Origin of the sequence: Caballeronia sp. J97 (assembly GCF_905220305.1) — a bacterium.
Taxonomy (GTDB): Bacteria; Pseudomonadota; Gammaproteobacteria; order Burkholderiales; family Burkholderiaceae; genus Caballeronia.
The window spans coordinates 33,639-50,529 of sequence record NZ_CAJMZL010000033.1 but is presented as its reverse complement, the minus strand read 5'-3'; the positions used below and the strand labels follow the sequence as shown (position 1 = coordinate 50,529).

The 16,891-nt window shown below is 63.9% G+C and carries 16 protein-coding genes; 6 read left to right on the top strand and 10 right to left on the bottom strand.

What is annotated here, in order from left to right; genetic code table 11:
• Window positions 1–137 precede the first annotated feature (137 nt).
• A complete protein-coding gene (gene erpA, locus U4Y90_RS30075) occupies window positions 138–503 on the top strand; it encodes an iron-sulfur cluster insertion protein ErpA (RefSeq protein WP_321800103.1) in 366 nt (121 codons plus the stop codon).
• A gap of 64 nt (window positions 504–567) precedes the next feature.
• On the opposite strand, the gene U4Y90_RS30070 is transcribed toward erpA, so the two are convergent.
• Entirely contained in the window at window positions 568–1,698 is a 1,131-nt protein-coding gene (locus tag U4Y90_RS30070) for an anhydro-N-acetylmuramic acid kinase (RefSeq protein WP_321800147.1), read from the bottom strand.
• A 361-nt stretch (window positions 1,699–2,059) separates the two neighbouring features.
• Here U4Y90_RS30070 and tyrS point away from each other — a divergent pair, with 361 nt between their 5' ends.
• The 3 genes from tyrS to U4Y90_RS30055 are packed head-to-tail and all read left to right on the top strand — an operon-like array spanning window position 2,060 to window position 4,424.
• Window positions 2,060–3,298 carry a tyrosine--tRNA ligase gene (gene tyrS / locus U4Y90_RS30065; RefSeq protein WP_321800102.1) on the top strand — a complete coding sequence of 413 codons (1,239 nt, stop codon included), beginning with the start codon at window positions 2,060–2,062 and terminating at the stop codon, window positions 3,296–3,298.
• Window positions 3,299–3,302: 4 nt separating this feature from the next.
• Window positions 3,303–3,761, top strand: coding sequence for a D-aminoacyl-tRNA deacylase (dtd, locus tag U4Y90_RS30060; protein ID WP_321800100.1), 459 nt, complete (start codon window positions 3,303–3,305; stop codon window positions 3,759–3,761).
• A 12-nt stretch (window positions 3,762–3,773) separates the two neighbouring features.
• Window positions 3,774–4,424: a histidine phosphatase family protein gene (locus tag U4Y90_RS30055; protein WP_321800098.1), complete on the top strand. Its 651-nt coding sequence runs from the start codon at window positions 3,774–3,776 to the stop codon at window positions 4,422–4,424.
• Here the strand turns inward: U4Y90_RS30055 and ruvB are convergent.
• Window positions 4,421–5,482, bottom strand: a complete 1,062-nt coding sequence (ruvB, locus tag U4Y90_RS30050; RefSeq protein WP_321800096.1) for a Holliday junction branch migration DNA helicase RuvB — start codon at window positions 5,480–5,482, stop codon at window positions 4,421–4,423. The two genes, U4Y90_RS30055 and ruvB, sit on opposite strands and share 4 nt — an antisense overlap.
• 398 nt (window positions 5,483–5,880) lie before the next feature.
• Between ruvB and U4Y90_RS30045 the strand changes: the two genes are divergently transcribed.
• A complete protein-coding gene (locus U4Y90_RS30045; protein WP_321800094.1) occupies window positions 5,881–6,915 on the top strand; it encodes a glycosyltransferase family 4 protein in 1,035 nt (344 codons plus the stop codon).
• Between the two features lie 91 nt (window positions 6,916–7,006).
• Window positions 7,007–8,218, top strand: coding sequence for an O-antigen ligase family protein (locus U4Y90_RS30040; RefSeq protein ID WP_321800092.1), 1,212 nt, complete (start codon window positions 7,007–7,009; stop codon window positions 8,216–8,218).
• A gap of 141 nt (window positions 8,219–8,359) precedes the next feature.
• Here U4Y90_RS30040 and ruvA read toward each other — a convergent pair whose 3' ends face one another.
• The 8 genes from ruvA to U4Y90_RS30000 all read right to left on the bottom strand — a co-directional run bounded on the left by ruvA (window position 8,360) and on the right by U4Y90_RS30000 (window position 16,767).
• Complete coding sequence (gene ruvA / locus U4Y90_RS30035; protein ID WP_321800090.1) at window positions 8,360–8,941, bottom strand: Holliday junction branch migration protein RuvA; 582 nt, start codon at window positions 8,939–8,941, stop codon at window positions 8,360–8,362.
• Between the two features lie 35 nt (window positions 8,942–8,976).
• Complete coding sequence (ruvC, locus tag U4Y90_RS30030) at window positions 8,977–9,519, bottom strand: crossover junction endodeoxyribonuclease RuvC (protein ID WP_061132929.1); 543 nt, start codon at window positions 9,517–9,519, stop codon at window positions 8,977–8,979.
• A 103-nt stretch (window positions 9,520–9,622) separates the two neighbouring features.
• Entirely contained in the window at window positions 9,623–11,188 is a 1,566-nt protein-coding gene (purH, locus tag U4Y90_RS30025) for a bifunctional phosphoribosylaminoimidazolecarboxamide formyltransferase/IMP cyclohydrolase (protein ID WP_321800087.1), read from the bottom strand.
• Between the two features lie 64 nt (window positions 11,189–11,252).
• Complete coding sequence (locus tag U4Y90_RS30020; RefSeq protein WP_008351548.1) at window positions 11,253–11,486, bottom strand: Fis family transcriptional regulator; 234 nt, start codon at window positions 11,484–11,486, stop codon at window positions 11,253–11,255.
• Entirely contained in the window at window positions 11,483–12,577 is a 1,095-nt protein-coding gene (gene dusB / locus U4Y90_RS30015) for a tRNA dihydrouridine synthase DusB (protein WP_321800082.1), read from the bottom strand. The genes U4Y90_RS30020 and dusB overlap by 4 nt, the downstream gene beginning before the upstream one ends.
• Before the next feature lie 213 nt (window positions 12,578–12,790).
• A complete protein-coding gene (locus tag U4Y90_RS30010; RefSeq protein WP_321800080.1) occupies window positions 12,791–13,981 on the bottom strand; it encodes a UbiH/UbiF/VisC/COQ6 family ubiquinone biosynthesis hydroxylase in 1,191 nt (396 codons plus the stop codon).
• Window positions 13,982–13,983: 2 nt separating this feature from the next.
• A complete protein-coding gene (locus tag U4Y90_RS30005) occupies window positions 13,984–15,381 on the bottom strand; it encodes an aminopeptidase P N-terminal domain-containing protein (protein WP_321800079.1) in 1,398 nt (465 codons plus the stop codon).
• 81 nt (window positions 15,382–15,462) lie between these two features.
• Window positions 15,463–16,767 carry a class I SAM-dependent RNA methyltransferase gene (locus U4Y90_RS30000; protein ID WP_321800077.1) on the bottom strand — a complete coding sequence of 435 codons (1,305 nt, stop codon included), beginning with the start codon at window positions 16,765–16,767 and terminating at the stop codon, window positions 15,463–15,465.
• Window positions 16,768–16,891: the final 124 nt, after the last annotated feature.

Genomic DNA, 16,891 nt, shown 5'->3' with positions numbered 1-16,891 from the left:
CCGGCGGCTTTTTCGTTTTGGCGCGCGCGGCCGCAAACGCGTCGAATTTTCATTTAGCCCATTGATTCTATGGACATTCGGCACGATATTGAGATCAGCCCTACAATAGCGGTTAGAAGCTTAATTGGAGAGTTCGAATGAGCGCTGTCAGCGACACCCCCACGACCGAAATGCCGATGCCGTTCGTCTTCACCGACGCGGCTGCGGAGAAGGTCAAGCAATTGATCGACGAAGAAGGCAATCCGGATCTGAAGCTGCGCGTGTTCGTGCAAGGCGGCGGATGCTCGGGTTTCCAGTACGGTTTCACGTTCGACGAAGAAGTCAACGAGGACGACACCGTGATGGACAAGGCGGGCGTGCAGTTGCTCGTCGACTCGATGAGCTATCAGTATCTCGTCGGCGCGGAGATCGACTACAAGGACGACCTCAACGGCGCCCAGTTCGTCATCAAGAATCCCAACGCCACCACGACTTGCGGTTGCGGTTCGTCGTTCTCGGTCTGAGCACGAATCAATCGATGTGAGCGAATCGGAGCCTGCGGGCTCCGTTTTGTTTTTGGGCGCGACTTCAGTGCGGATAGATGGCGCCGAGCACGCGCGGGCCAGCCGCGCCCGTCACCGCGGGCAAGTTGCCCGCCTCGCGCGCGACGCAGCGCATCGCAAGCCACGCGAAGGCAAGCGCTTCCACCTGCTGAGGCGGGACGCCGAGCGCGTCGGTCGTCATCACGGGCACGCCCGCGACGCCGTTGTCTTCGAGCGCCTGCTGGAGCATCTTCATCAAGACCGGGTTGCGCGCGCCGCCCCCGCACACGTACACGGCGCGCGTGTCCGATGCGTGACGCGCGATTTCACGGGCGACGGTCGTCGCGGTGAGGGCGGTGAGCGTCGCCTGGACATCGGCGGGCGCGAGGATCGCGAACGCCGCGAGCTTGGCGTCCATCCACGCCGGATTGAACAGATCGCGGCCCGTGCTCTTCGGCGGCGCTTGTTCGAAAAACGGTTCGTCGAGCAGCGCGTTCAGCAGCCGCTGGTTCATCCGGCCTTGAGCCGCGAACTGTCCGCCATCGTCGTACGCGCGCTGCGTGTGGCGCAAAGCCCATTCGTCGATCAGCGCATTCGCCGGGCCGCAATCGAAGCCGCGCACTTCGCCGTTTGCCGCGAGAATCGTAATGTTGCTGATGCCGCCCAGATTGCACACGACGCGCGTCTCGTTCTTCTCGCCGAATACCGTAGCGTGAAACGCCGGCACGAGCGGCGCGCCCTGGCCGCCGGCGGCGACGTCGCGGCTGCGGAAATCGGCGACCACGTCGATGCTGGTCATCTCCGCGAGCAGCGCGGGATTGTTGATCTGACGCGTGTATCCCTTTTCCGGCCGATGCCGCACCGTTTGCCCATGCACGCCAATCGCACGCACCTTTGCCGCCGAGTAGCCGCTCATGCTCTGTAGCTCGTGGCAACAGACGGCGTAGCGCGTCGCGAGCGCATTCGCCGCGAGCGCCTCGCGTTCGAGCTCGTTGTCGCCGGGCGACTGCAGTTCGAAGAGCGCATCGCGCAAGCCTTTCGAGAAGGACACATGCGCCTCGCCGAGCACGACGGGCGGTTTTCCCGTCGCGAACTGCACCGCGACGCCGTCCACGCCGTCCATGCTGGTTCCGGACATCAAACCGAAGTACACGCCGTCCGCCTTGCCGGTTTCGATTACCTCGGTTTTCTTTCCCACGCTGCTCTCCTCTTCGATGCCGTGTTGCCGGTTCGCCCGATAAGCGGCGATTATCCGCGTTACGGAGCGAATCGTTAAGATGCGTCTGGCGCTCATCCGTATCGCGCGGCGCATTCCGAATGGGCCGAACGAGCGTAAAAAGGCCCGATTCGAAACGAAACGGCGCGAGCGGCCGCGTCATCGCGTAAAATCCTGAGCCTGAACAAGCAATTGCGCGCGATTTCATCATTTTCCGCGCGCCGCTTTCCTGACGCGATACCTCCGCCGGCCACGCCGGTTCGCAGCGCCGGCCCGCCGAAGCGCTCGTCATCGAACCCTTTTGACTTCACAAGCCGCAAGCATGACCACTGATTCCAACGCGCCCAGCTTTCCGATCACCGACGACGTGAAAAACGCGCTCGCCATCGCCAAGCGCGGCTGCGACGAACTGCTGATCGAAGAAGAGTTCGCGCAGAAGCTCGCCAGAAGCGCCGCCACGGGCAAGCCGCTGCGCATCAAGCTCGGTCTCGATCCGACCGCGCCCGATATCCACATCGGCCATACGGTCGTGCTGAACAAGATGCGCCAGTTGCAGGACCTCGGCCATCAGGTCATTTTTCTGATCGGCGATTTCACGTCGCTGATCGGCGATCCGTCGGGCCGCAACGCGACGCGTCCGCCGCTCACGCGCGAGCAGATCGAGACCAATGCGAAGACGTATTTCGAGCAGGCGGCGCTCGTGCTGGATCGCGAAAAAACCGAGATTCGCTACAACAGCGAATGGTCGATGCCGCTCGGCGCCGACGGCATGATCAAGCTGGCGTCGCGTTACACCGTCGCGCGCATTCTGGAGCGCGAGGACTTTACCAAGCGTTTCCAGAGCGGCGTGCCGATCTCGATCCACGAATTTCTGTATCCGCTGATGCAGGGCTACGACTCTGTCGCGCTGAACGCCGACCTCGAACTCGGCGGAACGGACCAGAAATTCAACCTGCTCGTCGGCCGTGAATTGCAGAAGCAGTATGGCCAGGAGCAGCAGTGCATTCTGACGATGCCGCTGCTCGAAGGCCTCGACGGCGTCGAGAAGATGTCGAAGTCGAAGAACAACTATGTCGGCATCAGCGAGAAGCCGACCGAGATGTTCGGCAAGCTGATGAGCATTTCGGACGTGCTCATGTGGCGTTACTTCGAACTGCTGTCGTTCCGTCCGATGAGCGAAGTGGAAGCCTACCGGCGCGAAGCCGAGGGCGGGCGCAATCCGCGCGACTTCAAGGTGATGCTTGCGCAGGAAATCGTCGCGCGCTTCCACTCGCAGGCGGATGCGGAGCGCGCGCTCGACGATTTCAACCACCGCGCGAAAGGCGGCGTGCCGGACGATATTCCGACGGTGACGCTCGCAGGCGCGCCGGTCGCGATCGGCCAGTTGCTGAAGCAGGCGGGCCTCGTGCCGTCGACGAGCGAAGCGCTGCGCAACATCGAGCAGGGCGGCGTGAAGATCGACGGCGCGACCGTCTCCGACAAGGGACTGAAGATCGAGGCGGGCGAGTTCGTCGTGCAAGTGGGCAAGCGCCGCTTCGCGCGCGTCACGCTGACCGCGTAAATCGATGATCGCGCTCATTCAGCGTGTGAAGCGCGCCGATGTGCGCGTGGGCGAGCGCGTGACCGGCGCGATCGACGCGGGCCTGCTCGCGCTCGTCTGCGCCGAACGCGGCGACAACGAAGCCGCGGCCGACAAGCTGCTCGCGAAGATGCTCGCATACCGCGTGTTCAGCGACGCCGCCGGCAAGATGAACCTTTCCGTCTCGAACATGGACGGCGCGGGCCGCGCGGGCGGCGTCTTGCTGGTCTCGCAATTCACGCTTGCCGCGGATACGTCGAGCGGCCTGCGCCCGAGCTTCACGCCCGCCGCGCCGCCGGATGAAGGCAAGCGGCTGTTCGAATACTTCGTCGAACAGGCACGCGCGAAACATCCGGTCGTCGAGACGGGCGAGTTCGGCGCGGACATGCAGGTCTCGCTCGTGAACGACGGGCCCGTCACCTTCTGGCTGCAAGTGCGGCCCTGATCTGGTATGCCTATGACGACACAGGTCTTTTTCATTCGACACGGCGAAACCGACTGGAATCGCATCAAGCGCATTCAGGGGCATATCGACATTCCCTTGTCCGGGCACGGGTTCCTGCAGGCCGAACAGCTCGGGCAGCGTCTTGCGCGCGAAGGCCGCATCGATGCGGTCTATTCGAGCGATCTGCAACGCGCGCGGCAGACAGCGCGGCCGTTCGCGGATGCGCTCGGGCTCGACGTGCGGTTGTCGGAGGGATTGCGTGAACGGTTCTACGGCGCGTTTCAGGGCCACGACAGCGACGAAATCAGCGACAAGTTTCCCGCTGAGTACGTCGAATGGCAGACGCGCGATCCCGGTTTCTCACCGCCGGGAGACGGCGAATCGCAGCGCGTGTTCTATCACCGGGTCGTGCATGCGATGGAGCCGATCTTGGCCGCGCATCAGCAGGGACGCATCGCGGTCGTCGCGCACGGCGGCGTGCTCGATTGCATCTATCGATTCGCGATGAAGCTGTCGCTGCAGGAGCCGCGCAACTGGCCGCTGCTCAATTGCAGCGTCAATGTGGTGGACTATGAGAACGGCGGCGCGAGGGTCGTCTCGTGGGGCGACATCACGCATTTGTCGACCGATACCGACGACGACAACTTCCGCAAGCGCGCCTAGCCGTTGCTGGTATCCCAAAGATCGCGAATCGGGCCCGCGTCCGGCGCAGCAATGCCGAAGTGCCGGTACGTGAGCATCGTCGCGACGCGTCCGCGCGGCGTGCGCTGCAAAAAGCCCTGCTGAATCAGATACGGCTCCAGCACGTCTTCGATCGTATCGCGCTCTTCGCCGATGGCCGCCGCGAGGTTATCCACGCCGACCGGCCCGCCGTCGAACTTGTGCAGGATCGCTTCGAGCAGCTTGCGGTCCATCAGGTCGAAGCCGACGGGATCGACGTCGAGCATCTTCAGCGCTTTATCGGCGACGTCGGCGGTGATCATGCCGTCCGCTTTCACTTCGGCGTAATCGCGCACGCGGCGCAGCAGGCGGTTCGCGATACGCGGCGTGCCGCGCGAGCGCTTCGCGATTTCCAGCGCGCCCTCCGGCACGATCTCAGCCTTCAACAGCGAGGCCGAGCGCGCCACGATGCGCGCCAGTTCGCTCGCGTTATAAAACTCCAGCCGCGACACGATGCCGAAGCGGTCGCGCAACGGATTCGTCAGCATGCCCGCGCGCGTGGTCGCGCCGACGAGCGTGAACGGCTGCAAGTCCAGCTTCACGCTGCGCGCGGCCGGCCCTTCGCCGATCATGATGTCGATCTGATAGTCCTCGAGCGCCGGATACAGAATTTCCTCGACGACCGGCGAAAGCCGGTGAATCTCGTCGATGAAAAGCACGTCGTTTGCTTCGAGATTGGTGAGCAGCGCCGCGAGATCGCCCGCGCGCTCCAGCACCGGCCCCGACGTCTGCCGCAGATTCACGCCCATTTCCCGCGCGATGATATGCGCGAGCGTAGTCTTGCCGAGACCCGGCGGCCCGAACAGCAACACGTGATCGAGCGCTTCGGAACGACGCTTGGCCGCTTCGATGAAGATTTCGAGCTGGCCGCGCGCCTTTTCCTGCCCGATGTACTCATCGAGCTTGTGCGGACGCAGCGCGCGCTCGAATGCTTCCTCGTTCGGCGAGACGGGCGTGGCCGAGATGACGCGTTCGGCGGCGAGTTTGTCGGTTTCGATCATTTTGCGATTGTACAGCGAGGTTTCTCGCGGGGAATCTGGCCGAACGGCCTAGGCCGTCGCGCACCTGATTCGCAAGCGCGGCTTCTTCGCGACCACGTCCCCCGACGTTGTCCGCTCGCGGGCGCTCGTTGAAGAGATCATCGCGCGAATGTGATTTTATGTTAAAAATCAATCGATTGCCTGCTTTTCGGCTACTACTGCGTTGAGGCTGTCCAGTAGAATCCTCCTTCGTAGAAAGACTGGCGAGCGGGCATTCGGAAATGCGATCTAGCGGGTAGGTCGGTAGCCTTGCCGCCGCATATACCGAACAGACTTAGTAGTGCCAAGTACTGCGACGGGTCGCCATCGCCTCACCTGCAACGCCCGCCGCCAACGGGCCCAGTTACGTTTGTTTCGACATGAAGCGCCAAGTCATACACGTTTTCAACGGCTTTCACAGCCTTTACGGTGGCAGTGAGCTCGAGGCACTCGCACTCGCCGATCAACTGCGCGCACAGGGCACTGTGAAGCTGTGGGCGATTTCCGCTCGCAGTTCGGCCCGACTTCGCGAGCAGTACGGGATCGAGCGTATGACGCTCGGGCATGCGGGGCGTCTGCGCTTTGGTTCCGAAGCTGGATCGAGCGGTCGCGCGGGAGCCGATACTTACGTGTTCGTCGGTGCGCACTGGCGTAACAAACTTTGGCCGTATGTCATTCCCGCACCTCGGCGGCTCATTTACGTGTTCAACACGTTCCATCCGAAGATTCTTTCGCTGACGTCGCAACATCCGATGCTGTTGCGGTGGCCGAAGACGGAATATGTCTTCATCTCCGATTTCCAGAAGATCCTGCTCGACACGCCCGGTGTCGTTCATCCATCGCCGATCGACGTCGCTTGCTTCACACCCGCCAAGAAGGTCGCCAACGCAAGCCCGGTGATCGGTCGGCTGAGCCGCGACTTCCTCGGTAAGCACGATTTGGAGGACTTGGCGCTCTATCGTGAGTGGTCGGGCGATGGTGTTCAAGTGAGGTTGCAAGGTGCCACATGCCTTGCCGATCGAATCGCGCCCGGCGCGCATCTCGAACTCATGTCTGAAGGCGCGATGCCCGCAGCCGATTTTCTCCGCACGCTCGACATCTTTTACTACCGCACCGGTAGTATGGTCGAAACTTTCGGACGCGTCGTGGTGGAGGCGATGGCCTGCGCATTGCCTGTGGTCTGTCATCGGCGGGGCGGCTACGCGGACACCATCCGCCACGGCGAAAATGGTTTCCTCTTCGATACGACGGAAGAAGCACGGCAGATAGTGCGCGAGCTTCTGCTCCGGCCGGACTTGCGTGCACGCATCGGCGCCAACGCGCGACGTACGGTGGAAGCACTGTATTCGTGCGGCGAGCTGGCACGCCGCTCGCAGTTCTATCACGGCCACGCAATCGCTCAGGAGGTCGCCTGAGGCGAGCGCACACGTGTCATTGACGTTTTCCAATCGGCCGAGCCCGCGACGTGCGTCCTCTTGGCCACTGATGTTCGCACGATGTTCGGCGGTGCTCTCAATCGCCGCCATACCGGTTTCTACCGCGGGCGTCAATCTTGCGACCGGCATCTTGCTAGCCTTTGCACTCTGCTCGCCTGAGGCATGGCGGGCGCTGCCCGGGCTCGTCAAGTCGCCGGCAGTCGTAGCCGCCGTGGCGCTTTTCGTGGCGCTCGGCGCAAGCCTCCTCTACACGCCGGCGGACATGAGTGAAGCGGTCGACATCCTGCTCAAGTATCGCAAGCTGCTGCTTCTCCCTGTTCTCCTCCTCGTTTTTCAGGGGGAAGAGTGTTTGAAGTGGGGCCGTGCGGCCGTCTGGGCGCTCTTTGCCACGCTTACCCTCGCGATGGTGCTGACCTACACGAATTTCTTCGGCTGGACCGCCGTCGGTCCGATGCACGGGACTCAAGGTCCTGTAAGCAAGCCGTGGGTTTTCAAGGATCACATCTCGGGCGGGCTGATGATGGCCTTTCTCGCGTATCTGTCGATGGCGCTCAGCGAAGCTGCGGCCAAGCCTGCCTGGCGCCGGCTGCTCTATCTGAACGCGCTCCTCGCGCTGGTCAATGTGCTGCTCGTGCTGCAAGGTAGAACAGGCCAGGTCGTGGCAATCGTCTATATCGTGGTGTACATGGCGCGATGGCTGACGCGACTGCATAGGGAGCGCGTCGATCGCGTGCGTGCCGGCGCGACGCTCATTGTTTTGATGGTCTGCACGACGCTCGCGTATCACGCATTCACGGCCGGGGATTCGCGTCTAGCCCATACAGGCCGGGAAATCGCCAGCTTCCGACAGAGCAATGCGGTCACGTCCGCAGGCGTGCGATTCGAGTTTTACCGCCGAAGTATCGAGCTATTCGCGGAGCGGCCGGTCGCCGGCTACGGCGTCGGCAGCGTGCTGCCCGAGTTCGAGCGTTTCGCAAAGAACCAAACGGGTGGGGACGCCGTCATGGCCAGCAATCCGCACAATGAATTTCTGTTGATGGGTGTGCAGCTTGGCTCGATAGGTATCGCGCTTTTTCTCTGGTTACTCATCGCGCTTTATGGAGAATGCCGGCGGATCGATCCACTTGCGCAGACCATCGTTTTTGGGTACCTGATCGCGTTTTGCGTAGGTTGCCTCGCCAATTCTCTGTTGCTCAATTTCACCGAAGGTAATCTCTTCGTCTTGCTGAGTGGGATTCTGATCTACAGCGGACGCTTGGAGTCGATAAAAAAGACAAGCTGACGCTTGTCGTCTGATGCCGGCGAGCAGTCATCTCGCCACATCCGTCAGTTGCATCGATCTTGCGCGATCGAATGCGTGGTCGAACGCAGCCTATACGAGCGCTTCACGTTCCGCTCGTTTGTCCAGGCCGCGTCTCAAGCGTCACGCTTTCGACAGCGCCTTCAGCGCGAGCTTGATGCCCTCCGACACGCCCGTTCCGGCTGGTACGTTCTTGATCGCGGCGAGCGCTTCCTTCTCGGAGTAGCCGAGCGCGAGCAGCGCGTTGAGGATGTCCGATGCGTGATCGGACTGCGACACCGTGCTCGCGATCGCGCCGAGGTCCGCGCCGAGCTTGCCTTTCAGTTCGAGCAGCAGGCGCTCGGCCGTCTTCTTGCCGATGCCCGGCACGCGCGTCAATCGCGCGGCGTCCTGCGTCGTGACCGTCTGCGAAAGCTCGTGCACGCTCATGCCGGAGAGCACCGCGAGCGCCATGCGCGCGCCGATGCCGCTGATCTTCAGCAACTCGCGGAACGTCGAGCGCTCCTGCGCGGTGAGAAAGCCGTACAGCAGATGCGCGTCCTCGCGCACGATCAACTGCGTGAGCAGCACGACCTTTTCGCCCGCATTCGGCAGGTTGTAGAAGGTGCTCATCGGCACGTCGATTTCGTAACCGACGCCGTTGCAGTCGACGAGCAGATGCGGCGGATTTTTTTCCAGCAAAACGCCGGCGATGCGACCGATCATGGTTGGATATTCGTAGAAAAGATTGAGCCGCGCGGCTATCCGATGAGACGCCCGCGCCGCACGCGCAAGCCCTTCTTCGCGAGCCCCGGCGCGATTCCGCCCAGCGCCGCGAGACCCGTGCCGCCGTGCGCGTGACAGATGGCCATGCCGAGCGCGTCGGCGGCGTCGGTGCCGGGCACGCCAGAGAGGCTCAGGAGACGCACGACCATCTGCTGCATCTGTTCCTTGGTCGCGCGTCCGTAGCCCACGACGGCCTGCTTCAGTTGCAGCGCGGTGTATTCGGCCACCGGCACGCCGCTCGCGACGAGCCCGCAAATCGCGGCGCCGCGCGCCTGCCCGAGCAAAAGCGTCGATTGCGGATTCACGTTGACGAAGACTTTTTCGATGGCCGCCTGATCCGGATTGTGCTGCGCGATGAGCGTCGAGATGCCGCTGAAAATGGTGTTGAGGCGCGAAGGCAGATCCGCGTCGGCCGTCTTGATGACGCCGCTCGTCACGTAGTTGAGCGTGTGCCCCGTCTTGTCGATGATGCCGAAGCCCGTCACGCGCAGGCCGGGGTCGATGCCAAGGATTCTCATTCGTCGTGTCGTGCGTGCCGGCTTTTGCGGGCGTTCAAATCAAAAAGGCCTGTTTGCGCCTTCCGAAGCGCAAACAGGCCAATCTTAAATGAACCTACCGCGATTAATGACGGAAATGGCGCGTGCCCGTGAAAATCATCGCGATATTGTGCTCGTCGGCGGCGGCGATCACCTCGTCGTCGCGCATGGAGCCGCCCGGCTGGATCACGCAGGTCGCGCCCGCGTTCACGACGACATCGAGGCCGTCGCGGAACGGGAAGAACGCATCCGACGCCACCGCCGAGCCGTTCAGCGTCAGCCCCGCGTTCTGCGCCTTGATGCCCGCGATGCGCGCCGAGTCCACGCGGCTCATCTGGCCCGCGCCGACGCCCATCGTCATGCCGTTCGCGCAGAACACGATCGCGTTCGACTTCACGTACTTCGCCACGCGCCACGCGAACATCAGATCGTCCATTTCCTTCGGCGTCGGATGGCGCTTCGTCACGACACGCAGTTCGTGCGGCTGCACGTTCTTCGCATCGAGCGATTGCACGAGCAGACCGCCGCCGACACGCTTCAGGTCGAACGCGTTGTGGCCGTCGCCGAGCGCGATCTGCAGGAGACGCACGTTCTGCTTCGCCGCGAACACGGCGCGCGCCGCCTCGCTGAACGAAGGCGCGATCAGCACTTCGACGAACTGCTTGGCCACGGCCTGCGCCGCCGCTTCGTCGACTTCACGATTGAACGCGATGATGCCGCCGAACGCGGACGTCGGGTCCGTCTGGAATGCCTTCGAGTACGCTTCGGCCGCGTTCGCGCCGACCGCCACGCCGCACGGATTGGCGTGCTTGATGATGACGCACGCGGGCGCATCGAACGTCTTCACGCATTCCCACGCGGCGTCCGAGTCGGCGATGTTGTTGTACGACAGCTCCTTGCCCTGCAACTGCTCGTAATTGGCGAGCGCGCCGGCGGGAACGGACAGATCGCGATAGAACGCCGCGCTCTGATGCGGGTTCTCGCCGTAGCGCAGGTCCTGCACCTTGTCGAACGCGAGATTGAACGTCGAGGGGTACGTGTTGCGGTTCGAATGCTGCAGCTCTTCGGTCAGGCTCGTCAGATAGTTCGTGATCGCGCCGTCGTACTGCGCGGTGTGCGCGAACACCTTCGTCGCGAGACGGAAGTTCGTCTTGTAGCCGACGGAATTGTTGTTCGCGCGCATTTCATCGAGCACGGCCGAGTAATCCGCCGGATCGACGACGACGGTCACATCGCGGTGATTCTTCGCCGCCGAGCGCAGCATCGTCGGGCCGCCGATGTCGATGTTCTCGATCGCGTCTTCGAGCGAGCACTCTTCCTTCGACACCGTCTGCACGAACGGATACAGATTCACGACCAGCAGATCGATGGTCGGAATGTCGTGCTTTTCGAGTGCCGCCATGTGCTCGGGCAGGTCGCGGCGCGCGAGAATGCCGCCGTGAACCTTCGGATGCAGGGTCTTCACGCGCCCGTCGAGCATTTCCGGAAAACCGGTGTAGTCGGCCACCTCGGTCACGGGCAGGCCCGCGTCGGCGAGCAATTTCGCCGTGCCGCCGGTCGAGAGGAGCTTGACGCCGAGCGCCGACAGCGATTTCGCGAAATCGACGATGCCGGATTTGTCGGAGACGGAGAGGAGCGCTTGCTTGATCATGATGAACACTGAAACCGAAAAGGGAAACCAGGCCGGACCAAGGCGCGCGCCTCAGTCCGATGAATCAAATCAATCCGTGCTGCTGAAGCTTCTTGCGTAACGTGTTGCGGTTGATGCCGAGATACTCGGCCGCGAGCGATTGGTTTCCGCCCGCCTGCTCGAGCACCACCTCGAGCATCGGTTTTTCCACGCACGAAATCACCATGTCGTAGACGTCGTGCGGGTTGGAGCCGTCCAGGTCCTGAAAGTAGTTGTCGAGGCTCTGGCGGACGCATTGTTCGATGTTATGTCTGCTCATGCGGCAATCAGTCGGTCTGTCGTGTTGTTGAGCCCGCCGCACGATTCTTCCCCGTCCGCGTTCTCGGCGTCACCGGACTCGTCCACATAGACGAGACGGTCCGACAACGCCTTTTGCGCGTCAAAGAATTCGTTGACAGCGAGCAATTGTTCTTTGGTCGTGTCCAGCGTATTCATCCGGTGCCGGAAGGTGTTGGCGCCGGAAAGGCCGCGAGTGTACCAGCCGATATGCTTGCGCGCAGTCCGAACGCCCGTGAATTCCCCATAAAAGGCGTAGTGATCCTCGAGATGCTCGTTCATCACTTGCTGGATCTCGTCGATGCGCGGCGGCGGCATGCGCTCGCCCGTCTGCAGAAAATATTCGATCTCGCGAAACAGCCACGGACGGCCCTGCGCCGCGCGGCCGATCATGATGGCGTCGGCGCCGGTCGCGGCGAGCACCTCGCGCGCTTTTTCGGGCGTGGTGATGTCGCCGTTCGCGACGACCGGAATCTTCACCGATGCCTTCACCGCCGCGATGGTTTCATATTCCGCGTCGCCCTTGTAGAGATCGGCGCGCGTGCGGCCGTGGACCGTGAGCATCGAAATGCCCGCTTCCTGCGCGATCCGCGCGATGGTGAGCGCGTTCTTGTTCTCGCGATTCCACCCGGTGCGAATTTTGAGCGTGACGGGCACCGCGTCCGGGCCCATGCCGACCGCCTGCACCACCGCCTCGACGATGCGCGCGACGAGCGGCTCGTTCTGCAGCAGCGCCGAACCGGCGGCCACGTTGCACACTTTCTTCGCCGGGCAGCCCATGTTGATGTCGATGATCTGCGCGCCGTTCGCGACGTTGTGGCGCGCGGCTTCGGCGAGCATCTGCGGATCGGCGCCGGCGATCTGCACCGAGATCGGCTCGACCTCGCCCGCGTGGTTGGCGCGGCGCATGGTCTTCTCGCTTTTCCACAACTGCGCGTTCGACGCGACCATCTCCGACACAGCGTAGCCCGCGCCCATGCGCTTGCAGAGCTGCCGGAACGGGCGGTCGGTGACGCCTGCCATCGGTGCGACGAACAGGTTATTGCGCAGAACGTGTGAACCGATTGTGGGCATGAAGGCTAAAAGATCCGCGCTGCCGATGCCGGCGAAAGCCGCGTCAGGCGGATGCAACGTTGCTGAAGGGGAAACAGCTATTTTAACGCGAACAGCGTGCTGAAATTAAGAGCAATCGCATGCAAGTCATTAAATCTTCTATGAAAGAACGGGCGTTCATAGAGGATAAGTGCCTGAACTTGCAGTAGACGATTGCCCTTTTTGCGTGCTGGATCAGCGGCGCTGGCCGAACATCATCTGGCGGGCGAGCGCGGTTTTTACCGGCGGGAGAAATTCGAGCGCGGTGAGCGCGAGGCCGCGCATCGCCGCGAACGGCGGGAAATCGACCGTGAAGATGCGCGCGAGCGTGTCGGTGGCGCCGATCGTCAGACGACGGTCCAGCGCGCGGCGCTGAGCGAAACGAGCCAGCGCGAGCGGGCGCGGTCCGTCGGCGGACAGTGCGTCGGTGAGCGCGAGCGCATCGCGCAGGCCGAGATTCAGACCCTGGCCCGCGACGGGATGTAGCGTCTGCGCGGCATTGCCGATTGCGACGGTGCGCCGCTCGACGAGCACGTCGAGCGCGCTCAGCCCGAGCGGGAACGCGGCGCGCGACGCGATTCGCGTGAAGCGGCCCATGCGCGTGCCGAAGGCGCCGCCGAGCTCGGTGAGGAAAGCGTCGTCGTCAAGCTGCATGCGGCGGGCGGCTTCATCGGGCGAGGAGCACCAGACGAGTGCGTAATCCGCGTGACGCTGGCCGCCGCAGGGCAACAGCGCGATCGGCCCTTCGCTGGTGAAGCGCTCCCACGCGACATTCGCGCGCGGATCAGACACGCTCACCGTGCCGACGATGGCCGTCTGCCCGTAATCTCTCGCGCGGCGCTCGTCGGACTGCTCGCCTTTCTGATAAAGCCCGCCTTCGGCGTTCACGAGCACTTTCACACGGATCGCGCGCTCGCCGCTCCGGGATTGCAGCGGCAGCGTGACGCCGTCGTTGTCCTGCAGCGGCGTGAGCGCGGACGTGTCGGTGAGCCAGTCGACTTTGGTGGCGCGGACCGCGTCGGCGAGCGCGCCGACGAGCGAGCCGTAGCGCACCACATAGCCCAGTTCGGGCAACTCGTGCTCGTCGTGTTCGATCAGCGTGCGGCCGAAGTGCCCGCGCTGTGACACGTGGATGCGGCGGATCGGCGTGGCGTCGCCGGGAAAGCCGAGCGGCTGGAGCATCACCCGGCTGCCGTGCGACAGCGCGAGCGCGCGCGGATCGTTGATGGCGGCTTCGGGCGTGCGCGCGTCGATCAGCGCGATGGACAGCCGCGAAGTCGCGCTGCGCCGCGCGAGCCAGCCCGCGAGCGCGAGCCCGACCGGTCCCGCGCCGACGATGGCGATGTCGAAATCGAAATGCGGCTCGATGCCGTGAACGTCGCTCATGGTCAGTTTGAGTTCGATTCGCGCATCAGCGCTTCGATTTCATCGGCGGCGACGGGCACTTCGCGCGTGATCAGCTCGCAGCCGTTTGCCGTGACGATGGCGTCGTCCTCGATGCGGATGCCGATATTCCAGTACTGCTCCGGCACGTCTTCGGCGGCGCGCACGTAGAGACCCGGCTCGATCGTCAGGGCCATGCCGGGAACGAGCGTGCGCCAGGCTCGCGCGCCTTGCTCGTCGAGCGGACCGTCGGCTTCGCGATATTCGCCCGCGTCGTGCACGTCCATGCCGATCCAGTGTCCCGTGCGATGCATGTAGAAGCGCGCATAGGCCCGTTGCGCAAGGACGTCGTCGACGCCGCCGAACTTCGCCTTTTCGAGGATGCCGGTGTCCAGCAAGCCTTGCGACAGCACTTTCAGTGCGGCCTGATGCGGCGCGTCGAAGCTGACGCCGGGCCGCGTGGCGTCGACGGCAGCGGTCTGGGCGGCGAGGACGATATCGTAGAGTTCGCGCTGCGCCGGGGTGAAACGGCCGCTCGCGGGAAAGGTGCGCGTGATGTCGGAAGCGTAGCCGTCGAGCTCGCACGCGGCGTCGATCAGAATCAGGTCGCCATCGCGCGCGATCGCGTTGCCGGCCGGATAGTGCAGCACGCAGGCGTTCGCGCCCGCCGCGACGATCGATCCGTACGCGGGGGCCTGCGCGCCGTGGCGGCGGAACGTGTAGAGCAGTTCGGCTTCGATCTCGTACTCGCGCATGCCGGGGCGGCATGCGCGCATCGCGCGACGGTGCGCCTCGGCCGAAATCGATGCCGCGCGGCGCATGATGGAGATTTCGTGCGCGTCTTTCACCAGGCGCATTTCGTCGAGAATCGGCAGCAAATGCGCCGCGCTGCCGGGGGCGCGCACGCCGGTGCGGCTTTGCGCGCGCACGGCGGCGAGCCAGCCGCGCACTTGCGCATCGAGTTCCGCCGAGGTGCCGAGCGCGTAATGCAGCGCGGGCTTGTCGGCGATCAGGCGCGGCATTTCCTCGTCGAGTGCGTCGACGGGCAACGCAGCGTCCAGACCGAACGCGTCGCGCGCGGCGTCGGGGCCGTAGCGGAAGCCTTCCCACGTTTCGCGCTCCGCGTTCTTCTCGCGGCAGAAAAGGATCGACGCGGGCTCGCCGTCCTTCGCGCTTGCGTTCAGCACGAGCGTGGCGTCGGGTTCGTTGAAGCCCGTCAGATAGTAGAAATAGCTGTCGTGACGGAAAGGGTAGTCCGTGTCGCGGTTGCGCATGACTTCCGGCGCGGTCGGCACGATGGCGATGCCGCCGCCACGCGCGCGCAGTGCGGCGAGCACGCGCTCGCGACGCGCATGGTAGATATCGACGGCGATGGGACTGGCGAGTTCGGTCGGTGAGTTCATGCGCCGATTGTAGCGCCGGCTTCGCGATGACGGCACTCGGCCATTCGGCCTAATGGCGCGGCGGACGACCGCGCCGCATACTCATTCGCCAGCGGGACGGTTGCGCACGCTGCCCGCGATCAGATCGAAGCGGAACAGTCGGCATTCGAGCGCGCCGTTGAACAGCGGCGTTTTCGTCGATTCGCGCAAGCGCAGCAGGCCCGGCAGCTTGCGGTCGGACGTGAGCACGTAGGCGCGCCATCCGGGAAAGCGCTGCTTGAGCGCGTTGCCGAAGGAGACGAAGAACTCGGTGTCGGCGGGATCGGGCTGCGCGCGGGCGAAGGCGTCGTCGTCTTCGCGGCGGGAACGCGCCGTATCGCGGATCTCGCCGCGCGGGCCGCGTCCGCGCACTTCGATCCGCTCACCGTACGGCGGATTGGCGAGCAGGATGCCGGGTGCGTCGGTCGGCGGGACCATGTTGCGGGCGTCGACCTGCTTGAGCGAGAGATCGGTGATGCCGGCGCGGCTCAGGTTCGCGCGCGCTTTTTCGAGCATGTCGCCCGAGATGTCGCTGCCGAAAATGTTCAGCTCGGCTTGCGACGCGCGCGCGGCGCGGCGCTGTTCGAGCGCGGCTGTCTTGAGCTTCTGCCACATGCCCGAATGAAACGGCTTCAGCTTTTCGAAGCCGAAACGACGGTCGTTGCCCGGCGCGATGTTGAGCGCCGTTTGCGCCGCTTCGGCGAGGAAAGTGCCGCTGCCGCACATCGGATCGAAGAGCGGCGTGCCGGGCGTCCAGCCGGTGAGACGCAGGATGCCCGCCGCGAGATTTTCGCGCAGCGGCGCGGCGCCCTTGTCCAGACGCCAGCCGCGTTTGAAGAGCGGCTCGCCGGACGTGTCGAGATAGAGCGTGCACTCGTTCACCGTGAGGAACGCGAATACGCGGACGTCGGGCTGCGCGGTGTCGATGCTCGGGCGCGCGCCGGCGACATCGCGCAGGCGGTCGCAGACGGCGTCTTTCACGCGCAGCGTCGTGAATTCGAGGCTTTTCACCGGCGACTTGATCGCGGTGAGATCGACTCGCATCGTCTGGCTGGGCGTGAACCATTGCTCCCAGCGTTGGCGATGCGTGAGTTCATAGATGTCCTGCTCGCTGCGATACGGGCCTTGCGCGACTTTCAGAAGCACGCGGCTCGCGATGCGCGAATGCAGATTCGCCGCCATGCCCGCGACCCAGCCGCCCCGGAAGTGCACGCCGCCGGGCACTTGAGCGCCGACGATCAGCGATCCGCCACCCGACAGCGGCGCGTTCGCCACATACCGTTCTCCGATCTCCGTGAGCTCGGCGGCGAGCGGCGCTTCGAGACCGCGCGGGCAGGGGACAAACCAGTCGAAGAGAGGGGAGGACATGAGCTGCTTTTTCGGACGAGTAAAGGCGGTATTGTACGCGGGGTGGCACGGCGGGCATGTGCTGTTGCTTCATCGTCGGAAAAAGAAAGCGCCAGCTCCCTTGCTGTGCGGAAGCTGGCGCAAC

What these genes read in the sequence shown, in the direction of transcription:
- erpA (WP_321800103.1), top strand. Translation starts at nt 138, where the DNA reads ATGAGCGCTGTCAGCGACACCCCCACGACCGAAATGCCGATGCCGTTC.
- tyrS (WP_321800102.1), top strand. Translation starts at nt 2,060, where the DNA reads ATGACCACTGATTCCAACGCGCCCAGCTTTCCGATCACCGACGACGTG.
- dtd (WP_321800100.1), top strand. Translation starts at nt 3,303, where the DNA reads ATGATCGCGCTCATTCAGCGTGTGAAGCGCGCCGATGTGCGCGTGGGC.
- U4Y90_RS30055 (WP_321800098.1), top strand. Translation starts at nt 3,774, where the DNA reads ATGACGACACAGGTCTTTTTCATTCGACACGGCGAAACCGACTGGAAT.
- ruvB (WP_321800096.1), bottom strand. Translation starts at nt 5,482, where the DNA reads ATGATCGAAACCGACAAACTCGCCGCCGAACGCGTCATCTCGGCCACG.
- U4Y90_RS30045 (WP_321800094.1), top strand. Translation starts at nt 5,881, where the DNA reads ATGAAGCGCCAAGTCATACACGTTTTCAACGGCTTTCACAGCCTTTAC.
- ruvA (WP_321800090.1), bottom strand. Translation starts at nt 8,941, where the DNA reads ATGATCGGTCGCATCGCCGGCGTTTTGCTGGAAAAAAATCCGCCGCAT.
- ruvC (WP_061132929.1), bottom strand. Translation starts at nt 9,519, where the DNA reads ATGAGAATCCTTGGCATCGACCCCGGCCTGCGCGTGACGGGCTTCGGC.
- purH (WP_321800087.1), bottom strand. Translation starts at nt 11,188, where the DNA reads ATGATCAAGCAAGCGCTCCTCTCCGTCTCCGACAAATCCGGCATCGTC.
- U4Y90_RS30020 (WP_008351548.1), bottom strand. Translation starts at nt 11,486, where the DNA reads ATGAGCAGACATAACATCGAACAATGCGTCCGCCAGAGCCTCGACAAC.
- dusB (WP_321800082.1), bottom strand. Translation starts at nt 12,577, where the DNA reads ATGCCCACAATCGGTTCACACGTTCTGCGCAATAACCTGTTCGTCGCA.
- U4Y90_RS30010 (WP_321800080.1), bottom strand. Translation starts at nt 13,981, where the DNA reads ATGAGCGACGTTCACGGCATCGAGCCGCATTTCGATTTCGACATCGCC.
- U4Y90_RS30005 (WP_321800079.1), bottom strand. Translation starts at nt 15,381, where the DNA reads ATGAACTCACCGACCGAACTCGCCAGTCCCATCGCCGTCGATATCTAC.
- U4Y90_RS30000 (WP_321800077.1), bottom strand. Translation starts at nt 16,767, where the DNA reads ATGTCCTCCCCTCTCTTCGACTGGTTTGTCCCCTGCCCGCGCGGTCTC.